General features: G+C 69.0%; 30 protein-coding genes. 15 read left to right on the top strand and 15 right to left on the bottom strand.

Annotation, left to right across the window (positions count from 1 at the left end; all coding sequences use genetic code 11):
• Positions 1 to 12 precede the first annotated feature (12 nt).
• The 3 genes from STVA_RS13815 to cysW all read left to right on the top strand — a co-directional run bounded on the left by STVA_RS13815 (position 13) and on the right by cysW (position 2,776).
• Positions 13 to 1,038, top strand: coding sequence for a sulfate ABC transporter substrate-binding protein (locus STVA_RS13815; RefSeq protein WP_123688505.1), 1,026 nt, complete (start codon positions 13 to 15; stop codon positions 1,036 to 1,038).
• A 69-nt stretch (positions 1,039 to 1,107) separates the two neighbouring features.
• Positions 1,108 to 1,935 (top strand): sulfate ABC transporter permease subunit CysT, encoded by an 828-nt coding sequence (gene cysT, locus STVA_RS13810; protein ID WP_123688504.1) that lies wholly within the window; start codon positions 1,108 to 1,110, stop codon positions 1,933 to 1,935.
• A complete protein-coding gene (gene cysW, locus STVA_RS13805) occupies positions 1,919 to 2,776 on the top strand; it encodes a sulfate ABC transporter permease subunit CysW (RefSeq protein WP_123688503.1) in 858 nt (285 codons plus the stop codon). Before cysT ends, cysW begins: the two co-directional genes overlap by 17 nt.
• Positions 2,777 to 2,780: 4 nt before the next feature.
• On the opposite strand, the gene STVA_RS13800 is transcribed toward cysW, so the two are convergent.
• The 9 genes from STVA_RS13800 to phnG are packed head-to-tail and all read right to left on the bottom strand — an operon-like array spanning position 2,781 to position 9,628.
• On the bottom strand, positions 2,781 to 3,329 hold the full coding sequence (locus tag STVA_RS13800) for a phosphonate degradation HD-domain oxygenase (protein WP_179955401.1): 549 nt from the start codon (positions 3,327 to 3,329) through the stop codon (positions 2,781 to 2,783).
• An 11-nt stretch (positions 3,330 to 3,340) separates the two neighbouring features.
• Entirely contained in the window at positions 3,341 to 3,961 is a 621-nt protein-coding gene (locus STVA_RS13795) for a pyridoxamine 5'-phosphate oxidase family protein (protein ID WP_123688501.1), read from the bottom strand.
• Complete coding sequence (locus STVA_RS13790; RefSeq protein ID WP_245978202.1) at positions 3,958 to 5,118, bottom strand: alpha-D-ribose 1-methylphosphonate 5-triphosphate diphosphatase; 1,161 nt, start codon at positions 5,116 to 5,118, stop codon at positions 3,958 to 3,960. The genes STVA_RS13795 and STVA_RS13790 overlap by 4 nt, the downstream gene beginning before the upstream one ends.
• Entirely contained in the window at positions 5,115 to 5,825 is a 711-nt protein-coding gene (gene phnL / locus STVA_RS13785; protein ID WP_123688499.1) for a phosphonate C-P lyase system protein PhnL, read from the bottom strand. The genes STVA_RS13790 and phnL overlap by 4 nt, the downstream gene beginning before the upstream one ends.
• 13 nt (positions 5,826 to 5,838) lie before the next feature.
• The gene (gene phnK, locus STVA_RS13780) at positions 5,839 to 6,615 is read right to left on the bottom strand and encodes a phosphonate C-P lyase system protein PhnK (protein ID WP_123688498.1); all 777 of its coding nucleotides are present in this window, start codon (positions 6,613 to 6,615) and stop codon (positions 5,839 to 5,841) included.
• Positions 6,612 to 7,499 carry an alpha-D-ribose 1-methylphosphonate 5-phosphate C-P-lyase PhnJ gene (locus STVA_RS13775; protein ID WP_123688497.1) on the bottom strand — a complete coding sequence of 296 codons (888 nt, stop codon included), beginning with the start codon at positions 7,497 to 7,499 and terminating at the stop codon, positions 6,612 to 6,614. Before STVA_RS13775 ends, phnK begins: the two co-directional genes overlap by 4 nt.
• Before the next feature lie 5 nt (positions 7,500 to 7,504).
• The gene (locus tag STVA_RS13770; RefSeq protein WP_123688496.1) at positions 7,505 to 8,617 is read right to left on the bottom strand and encodes a carbon-phosphorus lyase complex subunit; all 1,113 of its coding nucleotides are present in this window, start codon (positions 8,615 to 8,617) and stop codon (positions 7,505 to 7,507) included.
• 4 nt (positions 8,618 to 8,621) lie between these two features.
• On the bottom strand, positions 8,622 to 9,218 hold the full coding sequence (phnH, locus tag STVA_RS13765; protein WP_245978201.1) for a phosphonate C-P lyase system protein PhnH: 597 nt from the start codon (positions 9,216 to 9,218) through the stop codon (positions 8,622 to 8,624).
• Positions 9,215 to 9,628 (bottom strand): phosphonate C-P lyase system protein PhnG, encoded by a 414-nt coding sequence (gene phnG / locus STVA_RS13760; RefSeq protein WP_123688494.1) that lies wholly within the window; start codon positions 9,626 to 9,628, stop codon positions 9,215 to 9,217. Before phnG ends, phnH begins: the two co-directional genes overlap by 4 nt.
• Positions 9,629 to 9,774: 146 nt before the next feature.
• On the opposite strand from phnG, the gene phnF reads away from it, so the two are divergent.
• The 5 genes from phnF (at position 9,775) to STVA_RS13735 (ending at position 15,118) form a co-directional block, all read left to right on the top strand.
• Positions 9,775 to 10,548 carry a phosphonate metabolism transcriptional regulator PhnF gene (gene phnF, locus STVA_RS13755; RefSeq protein WP_123688493.1) on the top strand — a complete coding sequence of 258 codons (774 nt, stop codon included), beginning with the start codon at positions 9,775 to 9,777 and terminating at the stop codon, positions 10,546 to 10,548.
• A 53-nt stretch (positions 10,549 to 10,601) separates the two neighbouring features.
• Positions 10,602 to 11,396 carry a 2-keto-4-pentenoate hydratase gene (locus tag STVA_RS13750; RefSeq protein WP_123688492.1) on the top strand — a complete coding sequence of 265 codons (795 nt, stop codon included), beginning with the start codon at positions 10,602 to 10,604 and terminating at the stop codon, positions 11,394 to 11,396.
• Entirely contained in the window at positions 11,393 to 12,592 is a 1,200-nt protein-coding gene (locus STVA_RS13745; RefSeq protein WP_123688491.1) for an MFS transporter, read from the top strand. The genes STVA_RS13750 and STVA_RS13745 overlap by 4 nt, the downstream gene beginning before the upstream one ends.
• A 195-nt stretch (positions 12,593 to 12,787) precedes the next feature.
• The gene (locus STVA_RS13740) at positions 12,788 to 13,999 is read left to right on the top strand and encodes a tetratricopeptide repeat protein (RefSeq protein WP_123688490.1); all 1,212 of its coding nucleotides are present in this window, start codon (positions 12,788 to 12,790) and stop codon (positions 13,997 to 13,999) included.
• A 42-nt stretch (positions 14,000 to 14,041) separates the two neighbouring features.
• Complete coding sequence (locus STVA_RS13735) at positions 14,042 to 15,118, top strand: ABC transporter substrate-binding protein (protein WP_123688489.1); 1,077 nt, start codon at positions 14,042 to 14,044, stop codon at positions 15,116 to 15,118.
• 36 nt (positions 15,119 to 15,154) lie between these two features.
• Here the strand turns inward: STVA_RS13735 and STVA_RS13730 are convergent, their stop codons facing one another.
• Complete coding sequence (locus STVA_RS13730; protein WP_123688488.1) at positions 15,155 to 16,165, bottom strand: LysR family transcriptional regulator; 1,011 nt, start codon at positions 16,163 to 16,165, stop codon at positions 15,155 to 15,157.
• 1 nt (position 16,166) lies between these two features.
• Entirely contained in the window at positions 16,167 to 17,141 is a 975-nt protein-coding gene (locus STVA_RS13725) for a LysR family transcriptional regulator (RefSeq protein WP_123688487.1), read from the bottom strand.
• Positions 17,142 to 17,277: 136 nt separating this feature from the next.
• Here STVA_RS13725 and STVA_RS13720 point away from each other — a divergent pair, with 136 nt between their 5' ends.
• The gene (locus tag STVA_RS13720) at positions 17,278 to 17,721 is read left to right on the top strand and encodes an anti-sigma regulatory factor (protein ID WP_123688486.1); all 444 of its coding nucleotides are present in this window, start codon (positions 17,278 to 17,280) and stop codon (positions 17,719 to 17,721) included.
• A 25-nt stretch (positions 17,722 to 17,746) separates the two neighbouring features.
• Here the strand turns inward: STVA_RS13720 and STVA_RS13715 are convergent, their stop codons facing one another.
• The 4 genes from STVA_RS13715 to STVA_RS13700 form a co-directional block, all read right to left on the bottom strand.
• The gene (locus STVA_RS13715; protein ID WP_123688485.1) at positions 17,747 to 19,045 is read right to left on the bottom strand and encodes an O-acetylhomoserine aminocarboxypropyltransferase; all 1,299 of its coding nucleotides are present in this window, start codon (positions 19,043 to 19,045) and stop codon (positions 17,747 to 17,749) included.
• A gap of 2 nt (positions 19,046 to 19,047) precedes the next feature.
• A complete protein-coding gene (locus STVA_RS13710) occupies positions 19,048 to 19,530 on the bottom strand; it encodes a CoA-binding protein (protein WP_123688484.1) in 483 nt (160 codons plus the stop codon).
• Positions 19,530 to 20,327, bottom strand: coding sequence for an enoyl-CoA hydratase (locus tag STVA_RS13705; protein WP_179955400.1), 798 nt, complete (start codon positions 20,325 to 20,327; stop codon positions 19,530 to 19,532). The genes STVA_RS13710 and STVA_RS13705 overlap by 1 nt, the downstream gene beginning before the upstream one ends.
• 82 nt (positions 20,328 to 20,409) lie before the next feature.
• On the bottom strand, positions 20,410 to 21,792 hold the full coding sequence (locus STVA_RS13700) for a tetratricopeptide repeat protein (RefSeq protein ID WP_123688483.1): 1,383 nt from the start codon (positions 21,790 to 21,792) through the stop codon (positions 20,410 to 20,412).
• Positions 21,793 to 21,839: 47 nt separating this feature from the next.
• Here STVA_RS13700 and STVA_RS13695 point away from each other — a divergent pair, with 47 nt between their 5' ends.
• The 6 genes from STVA_RS13695 to STVA_RS13670 all read left to right on the top strand — a co-directional run bounded on the left by STVA_RS13695 (position 21,840) and on the right by STVA_RS13670 (position 26,373).
• Positions 21,840 to 22,280: a PaaI family thioesterase gene (locus STVA_RS13695; protein ID WP_123688482.1), complete on the top strand. Its 441-nt coding sequence runs from the start codon at positions 21,840 to 21,842 to the stop codon at positions 22,278 to 22,280.
• 147 nt (positions 22,281 to 22,427) lie between these two features.
• On the top strand, positions 22,428 to 22,895 hold the full coding sequence (rplM, locus tag STVA_RS13690) for a 50S ribosomal protein L13 (RefSeq protein WP_123688481.1): 468 nt from the start codon (positions 22,428 to 22,430) through the stop codon (positions 22,893 to 22,895).
• A 4-nt stretch (positions 22,896 to 22,899) separates the two neighbouring features.
• Complete coding sequence (gene rpsI, locus STVA_RS13685) at positions 22,900 to 23,415, top strand: 30S ribosomal protein S9 (RefSeq protein WP_123688480.1); 516 nt, start codon at positions 22,900 to 22,902, stop codon at positions 23,413 to 23,415.
• A gap of 289 nt (positions 23,416 to 23,704) precedes the next feature.
• Entirely contained in the window at positions 23,705 to 24,676 is a 972-nt protein-coding gene (argC, locus tag STVA_RS13680) for an N-acetyl-gamma-glutamyl-phosphate reductase (RefSeq protein WP_123688479.1), read from the top strand.
• Between the two features lie 4 nt (positions 24,677 to 24,680).
• Positions 24,681 to 25,244 carry a gamma carbonic anhydrase family protein gene (locus STVA_RS13675; RefSeq protein ID WP_123688478.1) on the top strand — a complete coding sequence of 188 codons (564 nt, stop codon included), beginning with the start codon at positions 24,681 to 24,683 and terminating at the stop codon, positions 25,242 to 25,244.
• 76 nt (positions 25,245 to 25,320) lie between these two features.
• On the top strand, positions 25,321 to 26,373 hold the full coding sequence (locus tag STVA_RS13670; RefSeq protein WP_123688477.1) for an extracellular solute-binding protein: 1,053 nt from the start codon (positions 25,321 to 25,323) through the stop codon (positions 26,371 to 26,373).
• Positions 26,374 to 26,378: the final 5 nt, after the last annotated feature.

Here is a 26,378-nt window from a genome sequence, read left to right as displayed (position 1 = left end):
CCCGAGGAAGCCATGACCATCCATTCCCGCCGCACCCTGTTGGGCGCCGCCATCGCCGGCCTGACGCTGGCTTCGTTGCCCGCCGCCGCCCAGGACCGCGCGGTGACCGAGATCCTCAACGTCTCCTATGACATCTCGCGCGAGCTGTTCCAGCAGATCAACCCGGCCTTTGCCGAGTACTGGAAGGGCAAGTCGGGCCAGGCGATCGCCATCAAGCAGTCGCATGCGGGCTCCTCGCGCCAGGCCCGCTCGATCCTCGAAGGGTTGCAGGCCGACGTCGTCACCTTCAATCAGGTGCTGGACGTGCAGGTGCTGGTCGATCGCGGCGGCTATGTCGCGGCCGACTGGAAGAAGCGCCTGCCCAACGCCGCCTCGCCGTTCTATTCGCTGCCGGCCTTCCTGGTGCGCAAGGGCAATCCCAAGGGCGTGAAGGACTGGGCCGATCTGGTGCGGCCGGACGTCAAGAGCGTCTTCCCCAACCCCAAGACCTCGGGCAACGCGCGCTACACCTACCTGGCGGCCTTCGCCTACGGGCTGGAGAAGGAAAAGGGCGACGCCGCCAAGGCGGCCGATTTCGTGAAGGCCCTGCTCGCCAACGTGCCGGTGTTCGACACCGGCGGGCGCGGCGCCACCACCACTTTCGTCGAGCGCGAGATCGGCGACGTACTGATCACCTTCGAGGCCGAGGTGAACGGCATCCGCCGCGAGTATGGCGCCGACAAGTTCGACATCGTGGTGCCCTCGGTCAGCATCCTGGCCGAGTTCCCCGTCGCCGTCGTCGACAAGGTGGTCGACCGCCGCGGCTCGCGCGCCGTCGCCACCGCTTATCTCGAGTATCTCTATTCCGCCGAGGCGCAGGATATCCTGGCCCGGAACTTCAACCGCGTGCACGAGCCGGCGGTGGTCGCCCGCCATGCGGCCAGCTTCCCTAAGGTTCGCCTGGTGACGGTCGAGGACGTGTTCGGCGGCTGGGAGAAGGCCAATGCCGCCCATTTCGCCGATGGCGGTACGCTCGACCGCATCTTCGTCCGCCGCTAGTATCCTTCATCCGTCGAAGGCGCGGCCGGGGATCGTCCCCGGCCGTCGCCGTCTGGAATCCAGCCCCCGATGCGCCGTTCCCCCCATGTGCTGCCCGGCTTCGCGCTCGCGATGGGCTGCACGCTTTTCTATCTCAGCCTGATCGTCCTGCTGCCCCTGGGTGCGCTGGTCGCCAAGGCGACAGCGACGGGGTGGACGGAGTTCGTCGCCATCGTCACCGGCCCGCGCGCGGTCTCGTCCTACCGGGTGACGGTGACGGCGGCACTGGCCGCGACCGCCTTCAATGCCGGCTTCGGACTGCTGATGGCCTGGATCCTGGTGCGCTACCGCTTTCCCGGCCGGCGCATCCTGGATGCCATGATGGACCTGCCCTTCGCCCTGCCGACGGCGGTGGCCGGCATCGCGCTGACGACGCTCTTCGCGCGCAACGGCTGGCTCGGCCAGTTCCTGGAGCCGGCCGGCATCAAGGTCGCCTACGCCTGGCCCGGGATCGCCGTCGCCATGGCCTTCACCAGCGTGCCCTTCGTCGTGCGCACGGTGCAGCCGGTGCTGGAAGACCTGGATGCGGAGGTGGAGGAGGCCGCGACCGTGCTGGGCGCGACCGCCTTCCAGCGCTTCCACCGGGTCATCCTGCCGGCGATCCTGCCCGCACTCGTGGCCGGCTGCGCGCTCGCCTTCGCCCGCAGCCTGGGCGAGTTCGGCGCCGTCATCTTCATCGCCGGGAACATGCCGAACGTGACCGAGATCACCGCGCTCCTCGTCTTCATCCGGCTGGAGGAGTTCGACTATCCGGCCGCAGCCTCGATCGCCTCGGTGGTGCTGCTGGCCTCGTTCGCGATCCTGCTGGCCACCAACATGCTGCAAGCCTGGCAGGGACGCCATGCCGGCCGCGGCTAGGGGCGGCCCCGGCCGCGAGACGGGCGCAGCCCGGCGGCCGTCCGGCGCCGGCGCATGGTTCCTGGTGGCGCTCGGCGCCGGGCTGACGCTGCTGCTTGTGGCGATGCCGCTGGTCCTGATCTTCGCCCAGGCCCTGCGCCGCGGCTGGGGCGCCTACCTGACGGCGGTGGCCGAGCCCGACACGCTGTCGGCGATCGGGCTGACGGTCCTGGTCGTCCTAGTCACCGTGCCGCTGAACATGCTGTTCGGGCTGGCGGCGGCCTGGGCGCTCGCCAAGTTCCGCTTCCGCGGCAAGCGCCTGCTGACCACCCTGATCGAGCTGCCCTTCTCGGTCTCGCCGATCGTGGCCGGCGTCATCTATGTGCTGCTCTATGGCGCCCAGGGGTATCTCGGCCCCTGGCTGGCGGAATGGGACATCCGCATCATCTTCTCGATCCCCGGCATCATCCTGGTGACGATGTTCGTCACCAGCCCCCTGGTCGTGCGCGAGATTCTGCCGCTGATGCAGGCACAGGGCACGGACGAGGAGGAATCGGCCCACATCCTGGGCGCCAGCGCCTGGCAGATGTTCCGCCGGGTCACCCTGCCCAACATCAAGTGGGCGCTGCTCTACGGCACCATCCTCTGCACCGCGCGCGCGGTCGGCGAGTTCGGCTCGGTGTCGGTCGTGTCGGGCAACGTGCGCGGCGAGACCAACACGCTGCCGCTTCAGATCGAACTGCTCTACAACGACTACAACGCGGTCGGCGCCTTCGCGGCGGCCACCATCCTGGCGATGCTGTCGCTCGTCACGCTGGTGGTGAAGGCGATCGTCGAACGGCGGGCAGCGGCGGCGCGCTGACGCATCAATCCCGCCGGCGCACCTGCTCGGCCATCGCGCGATAGTGGGCGAGCGGCGGCGTCTCCAGCCCCTCGACCTTGCCGATGTCGTCCCAGCGGCGGACGGCGACGGCGGCCCGGGCGTAGGGCTGGGCGATGAAGCGGTCGGCACCGGCCTTGTCGAACACGCCGCCCTGGAGCTGCAGGCTGCGCACGGAGGCCGGCGACAGCGTGTCGTGGTAGGTCGTCTCGGCGTGGCAGAGCCAGCGCTTGGCATCGACATGCAGGCGCACGGGCTCGGTCACGTCCGGGCCGAACCAGCGGCCGAGGATGGCGGCGCCGGAGAATTCGTGGCGGTCGTCGATGCCGCGCAGGGCCGCGTCGTCGCCCAGGTCGTGGATCAGGTGGCCGACATCGTGCAGCAGGGCCGCCACCACGGAGGAGGCGGGCGCACCCTCCTGTTCGGCCAGTTGCGCGCACTGCAATGCATGCTCGAGCTGGCTGACGGCCTCCTGGCCGTACTGGTCGGCCCCGGCCTTCTCCAGCACCACGAACAGATCGTCGAAGCTGTCCATCGTCGTCGTCCTCAATAGAGCGTGGCTGCGACGCGCGCCGGCAGGGCCGCGTCATACTCCGCACCGCCGACCTTGCCGGCGCTGAGCGTACCCAGGATGGTGCCGCCGCTCGGCAGGGCCGAGCGGGGAAGCTGGCGGCTGGCGTCCCACAGATGGGAGCGCACCAGCGCGCGCGAGCATTGGAAGAAGACGGTCTCGACCGCCACCACCATGACCGAACGCGGCTCCTTGCCGCCGACCGCAAAGCGCGCCAGCAACGCGGGGTCGACCGACAGCGTGGCGCGGCCGTTGACGCGCAGCGTCTCGCCGACGCCCGGCACCAGGAACAGCAAGGCCACGCGCGGGTCGAGCAGGATGTTGCGCAGGCTGTCGATGCGGTTGTTGCCCCGGCGGTCCGGGATCAGCAGGGTCTTGTCGTCCTCGACCACGACGAAGCCGGGCTCGTCGCCGCGCGGGGAGGCGTCCAGCCCGTCCGGCCCGCTGGTCGCCAGCACGAAGAACGGCGCCTTCTCGATGAAGGGGCGATAGACCGGGTGGACGTGGTCCACCTCCTTGGCGATGGAAGTCTCGGTCGGCGTGCCGTAGAGCCGCTCCAGGGTGGCTACGTCCTCGATCCGGTGCTGCTCGCTCATGCCACTCTCCGTCCTTCGCGCCAGACCGAGCGGACGATCGGCAGGCCGTCCAGCTCGCACACCCGGATCACGTCCGCCCGCAGCCCGGCCTCGATCCGGCCGCGGTCATGCAGCCCGACGGCCGCCGCCGGCACGTCCGACACGGTGGCCACCGCATCGGCCAGCGCCATGCCGATCGGCGGGCGCGACAGCAGGAAGGCCCCGTGCAGCAGGCTCTGGGGATAGTAGTCCGACGACAGGATGTCGACGACGCCGCGCGCCGCCAGTTCGCCCGCCGACACGTTGCCGGAATGGGAGCCGCCGCGAACCAGGTTGGGCGCGCCCATCAGCACCTTCAGGCCGTGGCCATGGGCGGCGTCGGCCGCGGCCACGGTGGTCGGGAATTCCGCGATCGTCATGTGCGCCGCGACGGATTCCGCGACATGTTCCAGCGTCGCATCGTCATGGCTGGCGAGCGGCCAGCCACGAGAGCGGCTGAGCGCGATCATCCAGGACCGGTGCGGCTGGCTGTACTGCTCGGCCAACGCCTTGCGCCGCGCAGAGAACTGCTCGTAGGCCGCATCGTCGATGTTGTGGCGCCGCTGGTAGCTGCGGCGATAGGCGGCCTCGTCGGCATACTGGCGCTGGCCCGGCGTGTGGTCCATCAGCGACACCAGCCGCACCAGCGGATCGTCCAGGAACGGCTCGAACATCTCGCGCACGTCGGGTTCGCTCACCTCGATGCGCATGTGCAGGAAATGGTCTGCCTTCAGCATGCCGTGGCGCAGCGCGTTGGCCAGCCCGACCGGCGTCACCTCCAGGCTGCGGCGGCGCTGGGTCCCGGCAATGACGTCGCCGACTGCCACCGAATCCAGCACCGTGGTGATGCCGCAGCCTGCGACCAGCGCGTCATGGGCGACGATGGCGGCCTCTGGCGGCCACAGCACGCCGGGGCGCGGCGTCAGGTGCTTTTCCAGATTGTCGGTATGCAGCTCGACCAGCCCGGGCAGCAGGTAGTCGCCATCGACGGACTGCGCGCCCGCGGCCCGGCTGGCGCCCGGCTGGATGTCCGCGATGCGGCCCTCTCGCAGCACCAGCGTGCCGTCGACGACGCCGTCGCGGGTGACGATCCGGGCATCGGTCAGGATCGATTCGCTCATGGGGGAAAGATAGGTCATGCCGCCATTATAGGGGCGCGCATTGCAACTGTGCGGTCGGCCACCGCGTCGCGCACTTCGGCATCGTGGAAGATGCCGAGCAGGGCGGCGCCACGCGCCTTGGCCTCGCCGATCAGCGTCACCACGGTGCGGCGGTTGTCGGCGTCCAGCGCCGCCGTGGGCTCGTCGAGCAGCAGCACCGGGAAGTCGACCACGAAGCCGCGCGCCAGGTTGATGCGCTGCTGCTCGCCGCCCGAGAAGGTGGCCGGCGGCAGCGACCACAGCCGCTCGGGGATGCGCAGGCGCGACAGCAGGCGCTGGGCGCGCTGTTCGGCCTCGGCGGCGCGCATGCCGACGGCGCGCGCCGGCTCGGCCACCACGTCGATCGCCGGCACCCGCGGGATCACCCGCAGGAACTGGCTGACATAGCCCAGCGTGTGCCGGCGCAACTCCAGGATCTTCTGGGGCGTGGCCGTGGCGATGTCGACCGGCTCGCCGCGATGGCGGACCCGGATGCTGCCACCCTGGGCGCGGTAGTTGCCGTAGACGAGGCGCAGCAGCGAACTCTTGCCGGCACCCGACGGGCCGTTCAGCGCCACGCACTCGCCGGCCGCGACCTGGAGGTCGATGCCGTTCAGCACCGCCAGCACGACGCCGCCCTGGACATGCAGGGTGAACCGCTTGGAAAGGCCAGCGATCGAGAGCGCGAATTCAGGATTGGCGGTCATTCGGGGCTGGCGGTCAGGGATGCAGGATCGAGGCGACGAGAAGCTGGGTATAGGCGTGCTGCGGGTCGTCCAGCACCTGGTCGGTCAGGCCCTCCTCGACGACGCTACCAGCCCGCATCACCATCAGCCGGTGGGCCAGCAGGCGCGCGACGGCGAGGTCATGGGTGACGACGATGACCGACAGGCCAAGGTCGGCGACCAGCCCGCGCAGGAGGTCGAGCAGCCGGGCCTGGACGGACACGTCCAGGCTGCCGGTCGGCTCGTCCATGAAGACCAGGCGCGGCTGCGAGACGAGGTTGCGGGCGATCTGGAGGCGCTGCAGCATGCCGCCCGAGAAGGTGCGCGGCATGTCGTCGATGCGGTCGCGCGCGATCTCGACCCGGCCCAGCCAGTCCAGCGCCGAGGAGCGGATGCGCCCATAGTGGCGGGCACCCACCGCCATCAGCCGCTCGCCGACATTGGCGCCGGCGCTGACGTTCATGCGCAGCCCCTCGACCGGGTGCTGGTGGACGATGCCCCAGTCGGTGCGCGCGAGCAGGCGCCGGCGCGGCTCCGACAGGGCGAAGATGTCGCGCGGGCCATCCTCGCGCGTGGCGTAGACGATGCTGCCGGCATCGGGCTCAAGCTGCGCCGAGAGGCATTTCAGCAGCGTCGTCTTGCCCGAGCCGGATTCGCCGACGATGCCCAGCACCTCCCCCGGCCACAGGTCGAAGGAGACGTCGCGGCAGCCGATGCGGGTGCCGTAGCGCCGGGTCAGGCCGCGCACCTGGAGCAGCGGGGTCTCGGTCATGGGGCGGGCACCTTGGCGACCGGCTGGCCCAGCGCGTCCGGCTGCGGGCCGACATGGCCGGCCGCCCGGCGCTCGCCGCAATGGTCGCTGTCGGAGCAGACGAAGATGCGCCCGCCGCGATCGTCGACGATCACCTCGTCGAGGAAGCTGTCGCCGGCCCCGCACAGGGCGCAGCACTGGTCCCACTTCTGGATCTCGAAGGGATGGTCCTCGAAATCCAGGCTGCGCACCTCGGTGAAGGGCGGCACGGCATAGATTCGCTTCTCGCGGCCGGCGCCGAAAAGCTGAAGCGCCGGGGTACGGTCGAGCTTCGGGTTGTCGAACTTCGGGATGGGCGAGGGGCGCATCAGGTAGCGCCCGCTCACCATCACCGGATAGTCGTAGGCCGTCGCGATGCGGCCGTGGCGGGCCACGTCCTCGTAGAGCTTCACGTGCATGGCGCCATACTCGGCCAGCGCATGCATCTTGCGCGTCTCGGTCTCCCGCCGCTCCAGCCAGCGCAGGGGCTCGGGGATCGGCACCTGGAAGACGATGATCTGGTCGCCGCGCAGGGCCAGCTCGGGAATGCGGTGGCGGGTCTGGACGATGGTCGCCTCGGCCGTGCGCTCGGTGGTGGCGACGCCGGTGGTGCGCGCGAAGAAGCGGCGGATGCTGACGGCGTTGGTGGTGTCGTCGGCCCCCTGGTCGATCACCTTCAACACGTCGGTCAGGCCGATGATGGCGGCCGTCACCTGGATGCCGCCGGTGCCCCAGCCATAGGGCAGTGGCATCTCGCGGCTGGCGAACGGCACCTGGTAGCCGGGGATGGCGACCGCCTTCAGGACGGCGCGCCGGATCATCCGCTTCGTCTGCTCATCGAGATAGGCGAAATTGTAGCCGTCCATGGCGGTCAATCCCCGTCCACCAGATCGGGGCTACGCGCCGGTGCCGCGTCGGCGCCGGCTTGCCGGCGCAGCGCCCGGATCATTACCAGCTCGGACTGGAAGTCGACATAGTGCGGCAGCTTCAGGTGCTGCACGAAGCCCGACGCCTCGACATTGTCGGCGTGGTAGAGGACGAACTCCTCGTCCTGGGCCGGGGAATCCACTTCCTCGCCCAGTTCTCTTGCCCGCAGCGCCCGATCGACCAGCGCCATCGCCATGGTCTTGCGCTCGCAATGGCCGAAGGACAGGCCATAGCCCCGGGTGAACTGCGGCGGCTCGGTCGCCGTGCCCTTGAACTGGTTCACCATCTCGCATTCGGTCACGGCGATGTCGCCGATGGACACGGGGAAGCCCAGCTCCTCTGGCACGAACTCCACCTCGACCGCGCCGAAGCGGATCTCGCCCGCGAAGGGGTGGTTGCGGCCATAGCCGCGCTGCACCGCATAGCCCAGCGCCAGCAGGAAGCCCTCGTCGCCGCGCGCCAGGCCTTGCAGCCGCGCGGCGCGGTCGGATGGGAAGACCGGCGGGTCGCGGGTGATGTCGGGCACGGGCGCATCGGGGTGGCGATCGACCTCGGATTCGATCAGGCCCTCGCGGTCCAGCATGGCCAGCACATGGGGCATCGACCCGCCTTCGACATCCCCGCGCGGCGCGGCCGGCGGCGGCTCACCGGTCGCCAGCAGCGAGAAGTCCAGCAGGCGGTGGGTGTAGTCGAAGCTGGGCCCCAGGATCTGCCCGCCCGGCAGGTCCTTGAAGGTGGCGGAGATGCGGCGTTCCACCAGCATGCGCGCGGTGTCGATCGGCTCGGAATGGCCGAAGCGGGGCAGGGTGGTGCGGAAGGCGCGCAGCAGGAACACCGCCTCGATGGCGTCGCCGCAGGCCTGCTTGATCGCCAGCGCGGCCAGCTCGCGGTCGTAGAGCGAGCCTTCGGTCATCACCCGGTCGACGGCCAGGCCCAGTTGCTGCTCGATCTGGCCGATGGTCAGCTCCGGCACCGCCCGGTCGCCGCGCCGCTTCTCGGCCAACAGGCTCTCGGCGTTGGCGATGGCGGCCTCGCCGCCCTTGACCGCGACATACATCGGTTCAGCCCTCCAGCCGGGTCGTGCGCGGCAAGGCGGCCACCAGGTCGCCCGCGGTCAGGAAGATGTCGACGCCGCAGGGAAAGAGCGCCCGGTTGTCGCCCCAGGCATCGACGAAGCCGTCCGGCAGCCCGGCGACCGCCAGCCGGGCGTCATGCTCGATGCCGGGGCCGGTCAGCCGCAGGCCGTCGCCCGCGCGCAACCCCGCCACCTCGATCAGCAGCGTCGCCGACCGGTCCGGATAGGCGTCCTGGCCGGGATCGAATACATCGAGGGCCGGCATCCGCGCGGCATCGGTGACCAGCGCGAAGCGGGCCGCGGCCGGGGCCGCCACGATCGGCGCGCCGCAATGGAAGCGGGTCCAGGCCAGCACCGCCGGTGTTGCGGCGGCGGCATCCAGCCAAAGCGGCGTCTCGAAGTCGACCAGCGTCAGAAGGACCGCCGCGGCGGCACGCGACAGCGGGGCCGGTGTGGTCTGCGGCGCGTCGAGGCGTACGACCGTGCCGGGCCGGGCGATGGCGTCGAGCAGGCCGCGGAAGGCGCGCTGGGAATCCTGCACCGGGTCGGCGAAGCCGGGGGTGGGGGCCGTGCTGTCCATCATTCGCCGCGCACCATGGTGAAGAAGCGGACCTTGGTGGCGGCCGCTTTCTCGCGCGTGTCGCGGGCGGCATCGGCCAGGCTGGCGGCGGCTGGCGCGATCACCGCGCGCAGGATGGCGTCGCTACTGGCCGGCTCCTGCAGCATGGCGTCGAAGAGCGCCGCCAGCTCGGCGTGCCGGCGATCGCGCCCGGCGACATAGCCATACCCAAGCGTGCCGCTGTCCAGCTGCACGACGCAGCGCGTTACCGTCATCTCGCCCAGGTTGAACTGCGGGCCGGTGCCGCCGGAGCGGCCGCGGACCATGACCATGCCGATCTCCGGCCGGCGCAGCATCTCATAGCCCGGGCGGTCCGCCAGGGCCTGCCAGCCGGCCTCCAGCCGATCGGCCGGCATGCGGGCCAGCGTGGCCATCCAGCTTTGTCGCGGTGTCTGATCGGGGGAGGCGGGCAGGGGGCTCGACATCTCGGTTGATTTGTCTAGACGTCCATATCACTGAGGCCGATACTGCCCCAGCTCGACTGCCCAGTAAAGCAGCAAGGTCTGAAGGTTTGATGACGATGGCGACGATCGAAGTGGAGCCGACCGAGCCGGGCGAAGGTGCCGGCCCCGTGGCGCTGACGCGCCGCGGCGGCGTCGCCCTGTGGCGGCAGATCGAGCAGGCGCTGGAAGCGGAGATAGCGTCCGAGGGGCTGGCCCCCGGCGACCGACTGCCGACCGAGCATGCGCTGGCCGAGCGCTTTGGCGTCAACCGCCACACGGTCCGCCAGGCCCTGGGGGCGCTGGAAGAACGCGGCGTCGTGCGGGTGGAGCAGGGGCGCGGCACCTTCGTCCATGACGACCCGCTGCCCTATACCGTGCGCAAGCGCACCCGCTTCAGCGAGACGATCCGGCTGCAGAACCGCGAGCCGCATTCGCGCCTGATCCTGGCCGGGAACTTTCCGGCCGAAAGCGCGATCGCCCGGCCGCTCGGGCTGCGGCGCGGCGAGTCCGTCATCCTCCTGGAAACCCTGGGAGAGGCGGACGGGCGCCCGATCACGATTGCCTCGCACTATTTCCCGGCCGCCCGCGTCCCCGACATGATCGCCGCCTATCGCGCCGAGGGCTCGATCACGCGGGCGCTCGCCCGCTGCGGCATCGCCGACTACACCCGCAAATCGACCAAGGTGACCGCGCGCCTGCCGTCGGCGGAGGATGCGCGCGCGCTGCGCCTGCCGCGCAGCCGGCCGGTCCTGGTGGCCGAGAACCTGAACATCGACCTGGACGGACGGCCGATCGAGGTCAGCATCAACCGCATGGCGGCCGAGCGCGTTCAACTGGTATTCGAGCCCTGATTTCGCGGCTATACCTCGCAGACCCGATGCCGCCCGCTGCCAGGAGAGCCGGAATGGCCCGCCCGTTCGACCCCAAGCCCGCTGCCGCCGCCATTGCCGGCGACCGGCTCGCCCGACGCGTGATCGCAGCACTGGCCGATGATGTCCGCCCGGCCGATGTCGCGGAAGGCTACCAGGTGCAGTTCGCGGTGCATGCGGCGATGGCCCCGGCGCGTGGCGCGCGCGTCGGCTGGAAGATCGGCGCCACCACCCGCGTGATGCAGGAGTGGCTGGCGATCGACCATCCCTGCGGCGGCGGCGTGCTCGTGGCGGGAGTGCTGCCGGATGGCGGCCGGACCGCGGCGGGGGACTACACCAAGCCGATGGTCGAGACCGAGATCGCCGCCCGGCTGGCGGCAGACCTGCCCCCGATCCCCGGCGGCTACAACGCGGCCTCGGTCGCGTCGGCGGTGGCCAGCATCCATCCCGGGATCGAGCTGGTCGACGACCGCTATGGCGACTTCGCCCGGCTGGGCGTACCCACCCTGATCGCCGACGACTTCTTCCAGTCGGGCGTCGTCATCGGCCCGGCCGCGCCGGACTGGCGCGCCCTCGACCTGCCCGCTTTGCGCGGCCAGGTGACGATCGGCGGCATCCATCGCGGCGAAGGCGTGGGGGCGGCCATGATGGGCCACCCGCTGACCGCGCTCGCCTGGCTCGCCGACACGCTGAACGCCGCCGGCACCATGCTGCGGGCGGGCGAGTTCGTCTTCCTCGGCAGCGTCGTCGCTCCGCAGCCGGTGGTGGCCGGCGATCATGTGGTGGTGGAATTCGCCGGGCTCGGCCGGGTCGAGGTGTCGTTCACATGAGCAACAGTCGCATGGTGGTCGGCTTCTCCTGCGTCGGCCATGGCATCTCGCATCTGGTGATGCTGCTCTACCCGACCGTCGTGCTGGCGCTGGAGCCGGCCTGGGGCCTCAGCTATGGCGAGTTGCTGTCGCTGTCGCTGGCCGGCTTCGTGCTGTTCGGCGCGGGCGCGCTGCCGGCCGGCTGGCTCGGCGACCGCTGGAGCGCCGAGCGGATGATGGTCATCTACTTCGTCGGCACGGGCGGCGCCTGCATCCTGACCGGGCTGGTCAGCGGGCCGCTCGGCATGGCGGCCGGGCTGGGGCTGATCGGCCTCTTCGGCTCGATCTATCACCCCGTCGGCATCGCCTGGCTGGTGCGCGCCAGCGTCAATCGCGGCCGGGTGCTGGGGCTCAACGGCCTGTTCGGCTCGGCCGGGCTGGCGGCGGCCCCCTTCGTGGCCGGCGCCCTGACCGACCTCGTGTCGTGGCGGGCGGCCTTCATCGTGCCCGGTATCCTGACGATCGTCTGCGGCCTGATCCTGGCGGTCTGCATGAAGCAGGGCACCGTGGTCGCGATGAAGGAGGACCGCTTGCCCGAGAAGGCGCAGCCGCGGGCCGACATGATCCGCGTCTTCATCGTGCTGTCGGTGACGATGGCGGCGGCGGGCGTCATCTTCCAGGGCCTGTCGCTGGCCCTGCCCAAGGTCTTCGCGGACGGGACGCACGCCATCACCGGCGGCACCGCGGCCGGCGCCGGCATGCTGGTCACCATCGTCTACATCGTGTCGGCCGGTGGCCATGTCGTCGGCGGCTGGTTGGCCGACCGCTACCCGTCCAAGCCGATCTATGTCTATGGCTGGCTGGCCCAGGTGCCGCTGATGGCGCTGTGCGCCACGGCCGACAACTGGATCCTGTTCACGATGGTCACGGCGACGACCTTTCTCCAGATCGCCGTAACCCCGGCCGAGAACCTGCTGCTGGTGAAGTACACGCCGGGCAAGTGGCGGGCGACGGCGTTCGGGGCCAAGTTCGTGCTGGCATTGGGCGTCAGCGCGGCTGCCGTGCCGCTGGTGGCGGTGATCTACGACCGCACCGGCAGCTTCTACTGGTTCTTCGTCACGCTGGCGGTGCTGGGTGGCGTGATCGTTGCGGCGGCAACCCTGCTGCCGGGCAGCCGGTCCTCCTCGCGCACGGCAGTGCCGTCGCCGGCGGAGTAGAGGGTCAGGCGGCTCTTCGCCGCCCGCGAGTGGCAGTAGTTCCTCGCAGCGCCGGTTCTGACTTCGCAAAGCGCGGTTCCGTCAGCGTACAGACTAATCCAGAGCACGTCGGCTTGAACAGCAGGCTGCGGCCACATAGTCTGGAGTGGCGGCAGCGTCGGCAAACGACGGGAACGGGCGTCCGGGGGAACGCTGATGGAACTCACCGTGGCCATGATCTACGCGCTCCTTGCCGGCCTGGGCCTGGTGACGGTCGATAGCCTCCTGAGTTCGCAGTCCGTCTATCTCGATGCCAAGACCGTCAGCACGTTGGAGGAGAAAGGCTACTCGAAGGAGGTCGTCGACCAGGTCTTTCTCACCCGGTTCAAGGAAATCAGTGCGACGAAGTCCCTGATCGAGGGGGTCACTCTCACTTCGAGCAAGACCAAGCCCATTTCCGTTGCATTGGCTGAACTGGTGAAGCTCGAGGGGTCGCTGACCGCCATCCAGACGATGTTTGGCGTTGTGCAGAGCAAGGTCATCCTCTCGCCCCTCATCGATGACGATGCGAAAAAGGGCAAGGTGGTCGGCGCCGGATCCGCCGCCCGGATGCAGCAGGCGCAACCTGACAATCTGGCGCGGCATCAACTTCTGCTGACGGGTTTTTCGAAGCAGTCCGGATATTTCGTCATCAAGATCGGCAACGATCAGGAAAGCCCCATGGACCTGGACGAGTTGATCCGGGAGGGGGCCTTTCAGATCGTCCTTAGATTGAATCCCTACCTGGCCGTACTGCACCGGCTCGACATCGCGATCTCCGAGGACAAGTCCCTCGATCCCGTGAAGGAGATGATCGAGGGGTTGGTCGTCCGTTTGCCGGATACCCCGATCAGTCCGGAACGCGCGCGACTGGAAAATCTGCTGGGACTGATCGCCCTGCTGCAGGAGGACGTCGAACTGGCGGAGATCCGCTTCATGCAGTCTATGGCGTCCGACCGTTCCTTCTACGTGGCGAGGCTGAACATGGCCTTCGTCGACCTGCACTACAATCGCCATGATCAAGCCATCGCGAAGGTCGAGAGCGTCGCCGAGCCCTGGTACTGGCCGCCAACCGGGAACCAACTCCTGCTTGCAGCGGCGCATGTCATACGTGGCGTCGCATTGTCGAGCCTCGGCCGCAAGGCCGATGCGGTCAAGGCGTTCCAATACGCGATATCCATCAATCCGAGATCCTCGGAGGCGTATTTTTACTGGTCGCACCTGGCGAATTACACGAGCGGCACGGATGCGGCTCAGGCGCTGCTTCAGAAATCCAAACAGAACTCGGAGAATTTCGAGAACTACGCCGAGGTTGCGATGTTCTATTTCTGGCTTTCGGACGCGAACAACATGCCACTCGTTCGCCGCGGCCGATATGCGCTGCGCTAGGCGACATGACCGGACGGATGGCCGGTCCGCAGGGGCCGGGACATGAATGAGTTCGCGGTCCGCCGACTGTCGCGCCGTGGCCTCCTGGCCGGCAGCGGCGCGCTCGCCGTCGGGATGGCGCTTGCGCCGCGCGACGGTGCGGCCCGGGAGGAGCCGGTTGTCCGGTTCCTCAACTGGGACGACTATATCGGCGCAACGACCTTCTCCGACTTCAAGTCCGGCACCGGCGTCGACGTTGTTTTCACGCCATTCCGGAACAACCAGGAAATGTTCGACGCCGTCAGCCGGCCGGATCATGGCTATGACGTGATCGTGCCGACCAACGAGTTCGTCGGCCGGTTGATGGCCAGCGATCTCCTGATGCCGCTGGACGAGGCGGCGCTGCCGAACAGGCTCAATATTCAACGGCAGTTCAGCGACGCGCTGTTCGATCCCGGCCGCCGATACTCGATCCCCTATGTCTGGGGAACCCTGGGTATCGCCTACCGGCGATCGGCGATGGCAGAGCCGCCGGGAAGTTGGCGCTGGCTGTTCCAGTCGAACCGCTACAACGGGCGGATCGCCCTGTACGACGAGCCGTCGCACGTCTTCGGTTGCGCCTTGCGCTACCTTGGTCTGCCGGTCAACACGACGGATCCCGCCCATATCGAGGCGGTCGAGCACTTGCTGATCCGCCAGAAGCCCAACATCCGCATCGTCGGACCGGTCGCGGCGAACAAGTTGCTGATGACCGGCGAGGCCGACCTGATCCTCGTCTACAGCGGCGTCATGCAGGGCATGATCGCGCAGGATCCCGATCTCGGATACATCATCCCGCGCGAGGGCTCCATCCTGTCGCAGGATTCGCTGTGCGTTCCCAAAGGGGCGCCGCATCCGAAGAACGCGCATGCGTTCATCAACTTCATTCTCGACGCCCGGAACGGGGCGAAGATTGCGCGATCCCTGAACCTGCCCGTCGCGAACCGGGCGGCCCTGCGCCTGATGCCCAGATCCTATCGCGACAACCTGGTGATCTTCCCGTCGGAGATCGTTCTCGCGAGCTGCAGGGTTCGCGTCTACCAGGGCCCAGATGTCGCCGCCATGTATCAGGCAGCCTGGGACCGGGTCCGCAGGGCGTAGTCCGGTGGCGGTGATCTACGACCGCACCGGCGGCTTCTACGGGTTCTTCGTCACGTTGGCGGTGCCCGGGGAACGTGATCGTGGCGGTGGCAATTCTCCTGCAGGCGGCCGGTCCTCCTCGCGGGCGCCACTGCCGTCGCCGGCGGCGTAGGCCGGCGCCAGCGCCCGCGCGACCTCGATGAAGCGCAGCAATGATCGCCTGGCACCCTTGGGGCGCCAGGCGATCGCCATGTCCCAGGTGAGATCGCTCGCAAGATCGGTGATCGGCACCAGACGCACGCCGGGCACGGCCATCGCAATCGCCAGCGACGGCAGCAGCGACACACCCATGCCGGATGCCACGAGCATCAGGATGGCGTGCATCTGCCGCGCCTCCTGCGTGACACGCGGCACGAATCCGGCCGCGCGACAGGCCTGAATGATGCGGGCATGAAGGTGTGGTCCCTGGGCGCAGGGAAACAAGATGAAGGGCTGTCCGGCGAGGTCGGACAGGTGTAGATCCTCGCTTCGGGCGAACGGGCTATCTTCTGGGACCGCGGCGACAAGGCGGTCGCGGCGGATCAGTTCAAGTGCGACCCCCTCGGCGTTGGCGAGAGGCGGGTGCAGAAACCCTATGTCGATTGTGCCCTGGGCCAGTCCGGTCGCCTGCTCGATCGACGGCCGCTGGTCCAGCCGAATACTGAGGTCGGGCCACTCGGCGCGAAACGCCCGCAGCGTGGCCGGCAGCAGCCCGAACAAGGCGGAGACGACGAAACCGATCGTCAGTTCGACCTCCTCCTCCGCCGCCGCGCGGCGCGCCAGCATGACCGCGTCGTCCGCCTGCGCAATGGAGCGCTGGGTTTCGACCAGGAAGACGCGGCCAGCCGGAGACAGCTCGACCTGGCGGCCGGATCGGTCGAAAAGGGAGAATCCGAGCCTCTCCTCGAGCCGGCGGATCGCCTGGCTCAGCGGCGGTTGGGCGACGCCGAGGCGGGCGGCCGCCCGCCCGAAATGCAGTTCCTCGGCCAGCACCACGAATTGGCGCAGGTGGTTCAATTCGATCGCCATGCTACGCACTCTCGGCCGGTTCGGCCTCGGCGATGCGGCTCGTGCGCGCGGAAGGGCAGAAATCGGTGTCCGTGGCATACTCGGGGGCCAGTTCCAGCACCGTCTCAATGAAGCTCCGCAACGGTCGCCCGGCGCCCTTCGGTCGCCAAGCGATGGCCATGTCCCAGGTCAGGTCCCGGGGCATGTCGGCGATGGGCAGCAGGCGGACGCCGTCGATGTTCATGGCACGCGTTCCCGACGGCACCATCGACACCCCCATGCCTGCGGCGACGAGGGTCAGGATGACCTGCATCTGGCGGGCTTCCTGGACAATGCGCGGCACGAATCCCGCCATCCGGCAGGCATGGGTGAGCCGGCCGTGCAGGTTCGGCCCCTGGACATGGGGGAACAGGATCATGGGTTCGCCCGCCAGGTCCGCCAGCCGCAACTCGGTCCGCAGCGCCAGCGCGTGGGTTTCCGGCACCGCGGCTACCATCGGATCCTGCCGGATCGTGCGGACGGTGATGCCCGCCGCGTCGTGAATCGGCGGATGCAGGAATCCGGCATCGACGTCGCCCTGGACCAGCCCCGCCGTCTGCTCGTTGGTAGAGCGTTGGTCGAGCCGTACCCCGACCTGCGGAAAGCGGAGGCGGAAGGCACGGATTGCCGCCGGCAGCAGCCCGAACAGGGCCGAGACGACGAAGCCGATGTTGAGGCCTGCCATTTCCTCTGCTGCGGCACGCCGCCCCAGCAGGATCGCGTCGTCGGCCTGCGCCAGGGTCCGCCGGGCTTCGCCCAGGAAGACACGGCCCGCCGGCGTCAGTTCGACATGGCGGCGCGAGCGGACCAGGAGGGGAAAGCCCAGATGATCCTCGATGCGGCGGATAGACTGGCTCAACGGTGGCTGCGCCATGCCAAGCCGCGCGGCGGCCCGGCCAAAATGCAGTTCCTCGCCCAGAACGGCAAATTGGCGGAAGTGGCGCAGCTCGATCGTCATACTGGAATCTGCCTTGGGGCAGTTCTAAGCGCTCATATCAAGATAGTCTCAATTCGCACGGCATCGATATTGGATTCGGTCGCCTCCTCCGAGGATTTTCGCGTTCGCCGGTACAACGCAGATCCGAGGTGAATCGATGGCAAGCCGCTTTCTCCCCGCAAGGGCCACGGAGGCCACGGAAGTCCTGCAGTCGGTGTCGTTCCCGATCCGGCGTCGGGCGGATCTTCCCAATATCCGCTGGGCCGTTCGGGCTATCGCCAGCGAAATCGGGCTCTCCCGCGTCCAGCAGTCCAGGATCGAAACGGCAGCGACCGAGATCGCACGGAACACGCTGGATCATGGCGGCGGCGGGTGGGCGATGATCGGGCTGGTGAACGATCTCGGGCGAACAGGGCTGCGGGTCAGCTTCGGGGACGATGGACCGGGCATAGGCGACATTGATGCCGCGCTGCGGCCCGGCTACTCGACGGGATCGGGGATGGGCGTGGGGCTGTATGCCGCGCGGCTGCTCTCGCACGACTTCATGATCTCGTCGGCGATCGGCGCCGGCACCCGGGTGACGCTGGCCTACTGGAAGTGACCTGCGCCACCTGGGCTGCATCCGGTCAGCCGGCCTTCATCCCCTTGGCCAGCGCCTGGTCGAGGTCGGCGATGATGTCCTCGACGCTCTCGATGCCGATCGACAGGCGGACCACGTCCGGGCCGGCGCCGGCTGCCACCCGCTGCTCGTCCGAAAGCTGGCGATGGGTGGTCGAGGCCGGGTGGATGATCAGGCTGCGGGTATCGCCGATATTGGCCAGATGCGAGAACAGCTCGCAGCCCTCCACCATCTTCACGCCCGCGTCGTAGCCGCCCTTCACGCCGAAGGTGAAGACCGAGCCGGCGCCGCGCGGCATGTATTTGGCAGCCAGTGCCCGGTAGGGGCTGCTCGGCAGCCCGGCATAGGAGACCCAGGCGACGGCCGGGTGGCCTTCCAGGTATTCGGCCACCTTCTGGGCGTTGGCGACATGGCGCTCCATGCGCAGCGCCAGCGTCTCGGTGCCGGTCAGCGTCAGGAAGGCGTTCAAGGGCGCCATCGCGGCACCCAGGTCGCGCAGGCCCAGCGCATGGCCATGCACGGTCAGGGCGAGATCGCCGAAGGTCTCGTGGAAGCGCAGGCCGTGATAGGCGGGCTCGGGCTCGCTCAGCGACGGGAAGCGGCCGCTGGCCGTCCAGTCGAAGCGGCCGCTGTCGACGACCATGCCGCCCATGGAATTGCCGTGGCCGGACAGGAACTTGGTCGTCGAATGGACGACGATGTCCGCCCCCCACTCGATCGGCCGGCACAGGTAGGGCGAGGCCATTGTGTTGTCGACGATGAGCGGGATGCCGGCCTCGCGCGCGATGGCCGACACGGCTTCCAGGTCGGTGATGACGCCGCCGGGGTTGGCCAGGCTCTCGACGAAGATCGCCTTGCATTTGGGCGTCAGCGCCCGGCGGAAATTCTCCGGGTCGTCGGAATCGACGAAGCGGACGTGCCAGCCGAACTTCTGGAAGCTGCGCCCGAACTGGGTGATCGACCCGCCATAGAGCCGGCGCGATGCCAGGAACTCGTCGCCCGGCTCCATCAGGGCGAAGAATGCCAGCATCTGCGCGGCGTGGCCGGACGCGCAGCCGGTCGCCCCGCGCCCGCCTTCCAGGCTGGCGACGCGCTCTTCCAGTGCCGCCACCGTCGGGTTGGTCAGCCGCGAATAGATGTAGCCGTAGGTCTGCAGGTTGAAGAGCGAGGCCGCGTGGTCGACATCGTCGAAGACATAGGCCGTCGTCTGGTAGATCGGCACGGCGCGGGCGCCGGTGGTGGGATCGGGGGCGGCACCGGCATGCACGGTGCGCGTCTCGAAGCCGAACTTGGACTTGTCGGTCATTTCTATACCTTTCGGGTCCGCCGCGAGGTGATGATGCCGGAATCGAAGCCGCCCCAGGACAGCTCGCCCGAATGGCGGCCATACTCGATCTTCGGGCAACGGTTCATGACGACCTTGATGCCGGCGGCCTCGGCCTTGGCGGCCGCTTCGTCATGGCGCACGCCGAGTTGCATCCAGACGACCTTGGCGCCGATGGCGATGGCCTCGTCGACGATGCCCGGCACGGCATCGGCGGCGCGGAAGACGTCGACCATGTCGACCGGCACCGGCACGTCGGCCAGGGATGCGTAAACGGTTTCGCCCAGGATCTCCTGCCCGGCCGCGCGCGGGTTGACCGGGATCACCCGGAAGCCCTTGCCTTGCAGGTACTTCATCACGAAGAAGCTGGGTCGGTTCCAGTTCGGGCTGGCGCCGACCATGGCGATGGTCTTGGTCTCGCGCAGGATGCCGGCGATGTATTCGTCGGCGTAGCGGTCATGCTCCATCAGCAACCCTTCCAGGCGGGCGTCCGCCGGGTGACGAAGGCGTCGATACCCTCGGCTGCGTCGGCCGCCATCATGTTCTTCGTCATCACGTCGGAGGCATAGGCATAGGCATCGGCCAACGGCATGTCGCGCTGGCGGTGGAAGGCTTCCTTGCCGATCGCCAGCACCAGCGGCGACTTGGACGCGATGGTATCCGCCAGCCCGTCCACGGCCGCGCGCAGGCCGGCCGCCGGCACCACCCGGTTGACGAGGCCAAGGCCGAGCGCGGTGGCGGCGTCGATCGGTTCGCCCGTCAGCAGCATCGCCATCGCCGGCTTGGCGCCGATGTTGCGGGTCAGCGCCACCATCGGCGTCGAGCAGAAGAGGCCGATATTCACCCCAGGCGTCGCAAAGCGAGCGGTGTCGGCCGCGACCGCCAGGTCGCAGGTGGCGACAAGCTGGCATCCGGCCGCGGTCGCCATCGCGTGCACCTCGGCGATCACCGGCTTGGGCAGGCGGGTGACCTGCAGCATCAGGTCGCTGCACTGCCGGAACAGGGCCTCCATGGCCGCGCGGCTGGAATCGGCACGCACCTCCTTCAGGTCGTGGCCGGCGCAGAAGGCCGGGCCGCTGGCGGCGATGACCACCACCTTCACGGCCGCATCGTCGGCAATCTCGTCCAGCACATCGGCCAGCTCCGCCATCAGCGCCACCGACAGCGCGTTGCGGGCGGCGGGGCGGTTCAGTGTCAGCCGAGCCACGCCGGCCCTGTCCTCGCGCAGCAGCAAGGGTTCGTCCTGCGACACCGGTGCGAGCATGATGGGGGAATCCTCGCCTGGGAACGATATTGGGCATCAATGCCGGCCGCGATGGCCGGATGCAACGGGCATCGGCGCCGGATCAGACCGCGATCGCCACCGCCCGGGCCCGCGCGCCGGCAGCCGCGATCGGGTCGCCCGTGGCGGACAGGCTGTCGGCCAGGTTGCCCCAGGTCCAGCCGCACCAGGGCTTGCGCCGGCTGCGCTCGGACCAGAGCGCGCGCGCCAGCGGCAGGCGCTCCGCCTTCAAGGCCGCCACGGCCAGCATCTGCTCGAAGACATCGCGCTGGGCGTGGCTGCCGCCGATGCCGCGCAGTGCCGGGCGGGCGGCCGACAGATGATCGACGGCACGGCCGAAGTCGCCGCGGCGGTAGGCCAGCACGCCGTCCACCAGGTCCGCGCCGCATGCGGCCATGACGGCGGACTGGGTCTCGCCGGCGCCGGCAAAGGCGCGGCAGCTTTCGGCGAAGCGCCGGTCGGAGCCTTCCGGCCCGGCGGCGGCCAGGGCCATGGCGAAATGCGCGTCGGAGAAAACCAGCATGTGGTCGCCGATGCGCTCGGCCGCGCGGGCCGCCAGTTCCTGCCAGCGGTCGCCGACATCCATGCCGACCTGCTCCAGCCGCCACAGCAGGGAGGTGGCGTTGGCGATGTCGAGCGCGTCGTCGGTCGATTCCGGGCGCACCTCGCGGTCGTAGAGGTCGAGTGCCGCGTCATAGCGGCCGCGGTCCCAGTGGAAGAGGGCCCGGTGCCACCACAGATGATAGGTGAAGTTGTGGCATTCGCCGAAATTGCCTTCCAGGCCGGTGATCCAGGCGACGCCCTCGTCGGCGCGGCCCTGCATTTCCAGCACGTGGGCCACGGCATGGGTGGCCCAGATGTCGGCCGGCTGCATCTCGACCGCGCGCCGGCCGTCGCGTTCGGCCGCGGCATAGTCGCCGGCCTCTTCCTGCGCGAAGGCATAGGCGCCCAGCATGAAGCCGTAGCCCGGCACGCTTTCGTCCCAGGCATGCAGGCAGCGCGCGAAGCTGTCGCGCATGCCGGCCGCGTCGCCGGCATAGAAATGCCCGTAGTTGGCCAGGCGCAGGGCGATCGCGTCCCGCGGGTTCTCGGGCAGCAGCGCCTCCCACCGGCGGACCGCACCGGCGAAGTCCCCCGCAACCCAGGCCCGGAGGGCCGCAACATGACCCTGCTCGCGGGCGGTCGCCCCGGCGGCCGCCTTCTCGGCCGCGGCCAGGCACTTGGCCGCCCGCGGCACCAGCGTGCGATTGGCCATCAGCAGCATGTAGTAGCCGCGCAACACGTTGGCGAAGACGCACTCCGGGTCGAGCGCCAGGGCCGGCTTCAGGCGCTCGCCGGTGTCCTTGCGAAAGCCGAGGAAGGCCGCGATCGAGGCATCGACATGGCCGACCACGGCGGGGTCGGCGGCGGTGACGGCGAGGCCGCGTACATCGGAGAAGACAGGCATGCACCGATTCCTGGCATAATCGCGGCCACGAAACCAGGGAGGCGGGGATGGACGGCAGCGGCGAGGCACGGATCACGCGCGAGGCGTTCGACGCGTTGTGCGCGGCGGAATTGCCCTTCACCGTCTCGTTCGGCTTCCGCCTCGATTCGATCGGCTGGGGCAGTGCGGTCTGCCGGGCGCCGTTCCGGGCGGATTCCATCCGCCCCGGCGGCACCATCGCCGGCCCGATCCTGATGGGACTGGCCGACTTCGCGCTCTATGCCGCGGTCCTGAGCCGCATCGGTGCCGTGCCGCTGGCGGTCACGACGAGCCTGACTACCAACTTCCTGCGCCGGCCGCGTCCGGCTGACTTGATCGCGGAAGCGCGCCTGCTGAAGCTCGGGCGACGCCTGGCCTATGGCGAGGTGACGCTGCTGTCGGAAGGGGAGGCGGACCCCGTCGCCCATGTCACCGGCACCTACTCGATCCCGCCCGGCGCAGTCACCTGAGAATGTGCGGTATCATGATACCACCAGCGAAAAAGCCCCGTGGCATCGGGCTTTTCTGCGTTGACAGTGGGCTGGACGACGCGTAGACACCGCCTCCGAAGCGGCATCCAGGGGTGCCGCGCTGTCTTTTTGATCGAGCGTGTCCGAATGAAGACCTATTCCGCGAAGCCCGCGGACATCAGCAAGAAGTGGGTGCTGATCGATGCCGACGGGCTGGTGCTGGGCCGCCTGGCGAGCGTCATTGCGCTGCGCCTGAAGGGCAAGCACAAGACCACCTTCACCCCGCACATGGATTGCGGCGACAACGTCATCGTCGTCAATGCCGACAAGGTCCATGTCACCGGCCGCAAGCTGGAGCAGGATGTGTTCTATTGGCACACCGGCTTCCCTGGCGGCATCAAGGGCCGGACCAAGGGTGAGATCCTGCGTGGCCGCTATCCCGAGCGCGTGCTCGAGAAGGCCGTCGAGCGCATGATGAAGAAGGACAGCCCGCTCGCCCGCCAGCAGATGAAGAATCTGCGCGTCTACAAGGGTGCCGAGCACCCGCACGAGGCGCAGCAGCCGGAAACGCTGGACGTTGCGGCGATGAACCCGAAGAACAAGCGCAAGGGCTGATCCGATGGCCGAGACTCTCGAATCCCTGGGCCAGCTCAAGGACGCGCTGGCCGCTGCCCAGAACCCGCCCGCGGCCGACGATGCCCGCGCGCCCGATGCCGAGCCTGAACTGCGCGAGCGCCAGGTCGACCGGTTCGGTCGTGCCTATGCCACCGGCAAGCGCAAGAACGCCATCGCCCGCGTCTGGCTGAAGCCCGGCAGCGGCGCGATCAGCGTCAACGGCAAGGACCTGGAGACGTATTTTGCGCGCCCCGTGCTGCGCATGATCATCAACCAGCCCTTCCAGGTCGTGTCGCGCGAAGAGCAGTTCGACATCTACTGCACGGTCGTCGGCGGCGGGCTCTCGGGCCAGGCCGGCGCGGTGCGCCACGGCATCTCCAAGGCGCTGTCCCACTTCGAGCCGGCCCTCCGTCCGGCCCTGAAGAAGGTCGGCTTCCTGACCCGCGACAGCCGCGTGGTCGAGCGCAAGAAGTACGGCAAGGCCAAGGCCCGCCGCAGCTTCCAGTTCTCGAAGCGCTGATCCATCCCGGGCTTCGGCCTGGAACCGGAAGGGCCGTGCCGCAAGGCGCGGCCCTTTTGCATTGGCGGCGAAAATTCCCGTATCCTCTGGACCTGGAGCCGGTGTAGAAGCGACCCCATGTTCACGATCGGACTTCGGGTGACCTGTTCCGCTGCGGCGCTGCGACGCCGTAGCATGCCGATTCCGACCTGAGCGCCGGGCCCCTGGAGGCCCATGGACCCCGAAAAGGCCGCGCTCAGCGCGGCCTTTTTCGTTTGCAGGTAGTTTCGAGGTGGAGGAGGGCGGTTCGATGGTCGACAAGAGCGGCAAGCCCCGGGTTTTCATCGACGGCGAAGCCGGCACCACCGGCCTTGGCATCCGCGAGCGCCTGCTGGCGACGCCGTGGGTCGAGCTGAAGAGCATCCCGGCAGAGCAGCGCAAGGACCCGGCCGCGCGCCAGGCGCTGATGGCCGAAGTCGACCTGGTCGTGCTGTGCCTGCCCGACGACGCCGCGCGCGAATCCGTGGCGCTGGCCGACGCGCTGGGCGCGGCCGGCCCGCGGGTGCTGGATGCCAGCACCGCCCATCGCACGGCGGAAGGCTGGGCCTACGGCTTTGCCGAGATGACGCCCGACCAGGCGGCCCGGATCGCGGCCGCCCGGCGGGTGACCAATCCCGGCTGCTACCCGACCGGTGCCATCGCGCTGCTGCGGCCGCTGGTCGATGCCGGGCTGATGCCGGCCGACTATCCCGTCACCATCAACGCCGTCAGCGGCTACAGCGGCGGCGGCAAGGGCATGATCGAGGCCCATGACCGCGAGGGCGGCCCGGCGTTCGAGCTGTACGGCCTGAAACTCGAGCACAAGCACCTGCCCGAGACGCAGCTCTATTCCGGCCTGTCGCGGCGGCCGATCTTCGTGCCGTCGGTCGGCCACTTCCGCCAGGGCATGCTGGTGTCGATCCCGCTGCATCTCGACACGCTGACCGGCCGGCCGACCGGCCGCGACCTGGAGGCGGTGCTGGCCGCGCGCTTCCGGGGCTCCGAGCTGGTCTCGGTCGTGCCGGTCGGCGAGGGCAAGGAGATGGTCGATCGCATCGTGCCGGACACGCTGAACGATACCGACCGGCTCGAACTGCGGGTCTTCGCCAGCGAGAAGCACCGGCAGGCGATCCTGGTCGCCCGGCTCGACAATCTGGGCAAGGGCGCGTCGGGGGCGGCGGTGCAGAACATCGGCCTGATGCTGGGGCAGGCGGCGGCGACCCAGGCGGCAGCAGCGGAGTAGCAGCATGAACAGCTTCAGCCCCACGGCCGGCGGCATCCTGATCCCCTATCGCGGCAAGAGCCCGCGCATCGCGCCGGACGCCTTCATCGCGCCGACCGCGGTCCTGATCGGCGACGTCGAGGTTGGTCCGCAATCCAGCATCTGGTTCGGCTGCGTGCTGCGCGCCGACACCAACACCATCCGCATCGGCGCGCGCAGCAACATCCAGGACGGCACGGTCATCCATGTGAATCCGCCCGAGGAGCATGCGACGATCATCGGCGACGACGTGACGGTCGGCCATCTGTGCCTGATCCATGCCGCAAGGCTGGAAAGCGGGGCCTTCGTCGGCATGAAGGCGGCCGTCATCGACGGCGCGGTGGTCGAGGGCGGCGCCATGGTGGCGGCCGGCGCGCTCGTCACCCCCAACAAGCGGGTCCCCTCCGGCGAGATGTGGGCCGGCAGCCCGGCCGCCTTCAAGCGCAAGATCTCGCCCGAGGACTGGAAGGTCTTCGCCCGCACGGCCGAGCGCTATGCGGAGTTCGGGCAGGAGTACCGCGCGGAAGGCATCGGCGTCGGCGTGGTCTGAAGCTGGATCCAGGGCACCCTTTCGCGGGCGCCCCGGATGCCGCTAAGCTGGCTTCCTGGACATCGAGGGGGCGGGTATGTCGGCATCGAACGGTTGGACGCGGCGTGAATTCCTGGCGGGCTCGGCGGCCGCCGCCGCCCTGGCGATGGGCGGGCTGCCCGCGCGTGCCGCATCCTGCAGCCAGGTCGTCGTCGGCACCTGGGGCGGCGACTATCAGCGCCTGCTGAGCGCCCATATCGACAAGCCGCTGATGGACCCGCAGCGGATCGAGTCCGTCCAGGACGTCGGCACCTCGTCGGTGCGCAAGACCAAGCTGCTGGCCGGCCGCGCCTCGCGCCGGGCCGCCATGGACATCGCCTGCCTCAGCGACCTCGACACCTACGAGATGAACGAGGCGGGGGTGCTGGCGCCGATCGATACCCAGCGCCTGCCGAGCCATGTCCACCTGCTGAAGCCGCTGGTCCGCCCCTTCGCGGTGGCGCACATCTATTCGGCCAAGGTGATCGTCTACAACCCGGCCAAGATCCCGGTCGCGCCGCAATCCTTCAACGACCTTTGGGACCCGAAATACAAGGGACGGGTCGGCCTGGTGGACGGCCACTTCGCCCAGAACATCGAATCGGCAGCCCTGATCAACGGCGGCAGCATGTCGAACTACGAGCCCGGCAAGGCCAAGCTGCTGGAGCTGAAGAAGCTGTCCGAGCCCAAGGTCTACCCCTCGAACGAGGCGCTGGCCGCCGCCCTGAAAGGCGAGGAGGTGTGGATCACGCTGATGTTCAAGGCGCGCGGCTTCATGTGGAAGAAGGCTGGCATTCCGGTCGAGAGCGCCACGCCCAAGGAAGGTGCCACCCCCTACATCTCTGACCTGGCGGTCGCCCGCAACGCCGAGAACGCGGAGTGCGCCTGGCGCTACCTGGAGGCGGCCCTGAAGCCCGAGGCCCAGGTCGGCTTCGCCGACCAGATGGGCTACCTGCCGACGGTGAGGAACGCCAAGCTGCCGGCCGACCTGCAGAAGGAGATCGGCTTCTCCGACGCCGAGATCGCCGCCTTCAACATGCCGGACTATGGCTACAACGCGAAGAATGCGGCGCAGCTACTCGATTGGTGGAACAAATCCTTCAAAGCGTAGCAGGC

This window comes from Stella humosa, from assembly GCF_006738645.1.
Classification (GTDB): Bacteria; Pseudomonadota; Alphaproteobacteria; order ATCC43930; family Allostellaceae; genus Allostella; species Allostella humosa.
This window is presented reverse-complemented; position numbering and strand designations above follow the sequence as displayed.

Coding starts and splice junctions, on each gene's coding strand:
- STVA_RS13815 (WP_123688505.1), top strand. CDS start 13: ATGACCATCCATTCCCGCCGCACCCTGTTGGGCGCCGCCATCGCCGGC.
- cysT (WP_123688504.1), top strand. CDS start 1,108: ATGCGCCGTTCCCCCCATGTGCTGCCCGGCTTCGCGCTCGCGATGGGC.
- cysW (WP_123688503.1), top strand. CDS start 1,919: ATGCCGGCCGCGGCTAGGGGCGGCCCCGGCCGCGAGACGGGCGCAGCC.
- STVA_RS13800 (WP_179955401.1), bottom strand. CDS start 3,329: ATGGACAGCTTCGACGATCTGTTCGTGGTGCTGGAGAAGGCCGGGGCC.
- STVA_RS13795 (WP_123688501.1), bottom strand. CDS start 3,961: ATGAGCGAGCAGCACCGGATCGAGGACGTAGCCACCCTGGAGCGGCTC.
- STVA_RS13790 (WP_245978202.1), bottom strand. CDS start 5,118: ATGACCTATCTTTCCCCCATGAGCGAATCGATCCTGACCGATGCCCGG.
- phnL (WP_123688499.1), bottom strand. CDS start 5,825: ATGACCGCCAATCCTGAATTCGCGCTCTCGATCGCTGGCCTTTCCAAG.
- phnK (WP_123688498.1), bottom strand. CDS start 6,615: ATGACCGAGACCCCGCTGCTCCAGGTGCGCGGCCTGACCCGGCGCTAC.
- STVA_RS13775 (WP_123688497.1), bottom strand. CDS start 7,499: ATGGACGGCTACAATTTCGCCTATCTCGATGAGCAGACGAAGCGGATG.
- STVA_RS13770 (WP_123688496.1), bottom strand. CDS start 8,617: ATGTATGTCGCGGTCAAGGGCGGCGAGGCCGCCATCGCCAACGCCGAG.
- phnH (WP_245978201.1), bottom strand. CDS start 9,218: ATGATGGACAGCACGGCCCCCACCCCCGGCTTCGCCGACCCGGTGCAG.
- phnG (WP_123688494.1), bottom strand. CDS start 9,628: ATGGCCACGCTGGCCCGCATGCCGGCCGATCGGCTGGAGGCCGGCTGG.
- phnF (WP_123688493.1), top strand. CDS start 9,775: ATGGCGACGATCGAAGTGGAGCCGACCGAGCCGGGCGAAGGTGCCGGC.
- STVA_RS13750 (WP_123688492.1), top strand. CDS start 10,602: ATGGCCCGCCCGTTCGACCCCAAGCCCGCTGCCGCCGCCATTGCCGGC.
- STVA_RS13745 (WP_123688491.1), top strand. CDS start 11,393: ATGAGCAACAGTCGCATGGTGGTCGGCTTCTCCTGCGTCGGCCATGGC.
- STVA_RS13740 (WP_123688490.1), top strand. CDS start 12,788: ATGGAACTCACCGTGGCCATGATCTACGCGCTCCTTGCCGGCCTGGGC.
- STVA_RS13735 (WP_123688489.1), top strand. CDS start 14,042: ATGAATGAGTTCGCGGTCCGCCGACTGTCGCGCCGTGGCCTCCTGGCC.
- STVA_RS13730 (WP_123688488.1), bottom strand. CDS start 16,165: ATGGCGATCGAATTGAACCACCTGCGCCAATTCGTGGTGCTGGCCGAG.
- STVA_RS13725 (WP_123688487.1), bottom strand. CDS start 17,141: ATGACGATCGAGCTGCGCCACTTCCGCCAATTTGCCGTTCTGGGCGAG.
- STVA_RS13720 (WP_123688486.1), top strand. CDS start 17,278: ATGGCAAGCCGCTTTCTCCCCGCAAGGGCCACGGAGGCCACGGAAGTC.
- STVA_RS13715 (WP_123688485.1), bottom strand. CDS start 19,045: ATGACCGACAAGTCCAAGTTCGGCTTCGAGACGCGCACCGTGCATGCC.
- STVA_RS13710 (WP_123688484.1), bottom strand. CDS start 19,530: ATGGAGCATGACCGCTACGCCGACGAATACATCGCCGGCATCCTGCGC.
- STVA_RS13705 (WP_179955400.1), bottom strand. CDS start 20,327: ATGCTCGCACCGGTGTCGCAGGACGAACCCTTGCTGCTGCGCGAGGAC.
- STVA_RS13700 (WP_123688483.1), bottom strand. CDS start 21,792: ATGCCTGTCTTCTCCGATGTACGCGGCCTCGCCGTCACCGCCGCCGAC.
- STVA_RS13695 (WP_123688482.1), top strand. CDS start 21,840: ATGGACGGCAGCGGCGAGGCACGGATCACGCGCGAGGCGTTCGACGCG.
- rplM (WP_123688481.1), top strand. CDS start 22,428: ATGAAGACCTATTCCGCGAAGCCCGCGGACATCAGCAAGAAGTGGGTG.
- rpsI (WP_123688480.1), top strand. CDS start 22,900: ATGGCCGAGACTCTCGAATCCCTGGGCCAGCTCAAGGACGCGCTGGCC.
- argC (WP_123688479.1), top strand. CDS start 23,705: ATGGTCGACAAGAGCGGCAAGCCCCGGGTTTTCATCGACGGCGAAGCC.
- STVA_RS13675 (WP_123688478.1), top strand. CDS start 24,681: ATGAACAGCTTCAGCCCCACGGCCGGCGGCATCCTGATCCCCTATCGC.
- STVA_RS13670 (WP_123688477.1), top strand. CDS start 25,321: ATGTCGGCATCGAACGGTTGGACGCGGCGTGAATTCCTGGCGGGCTCG.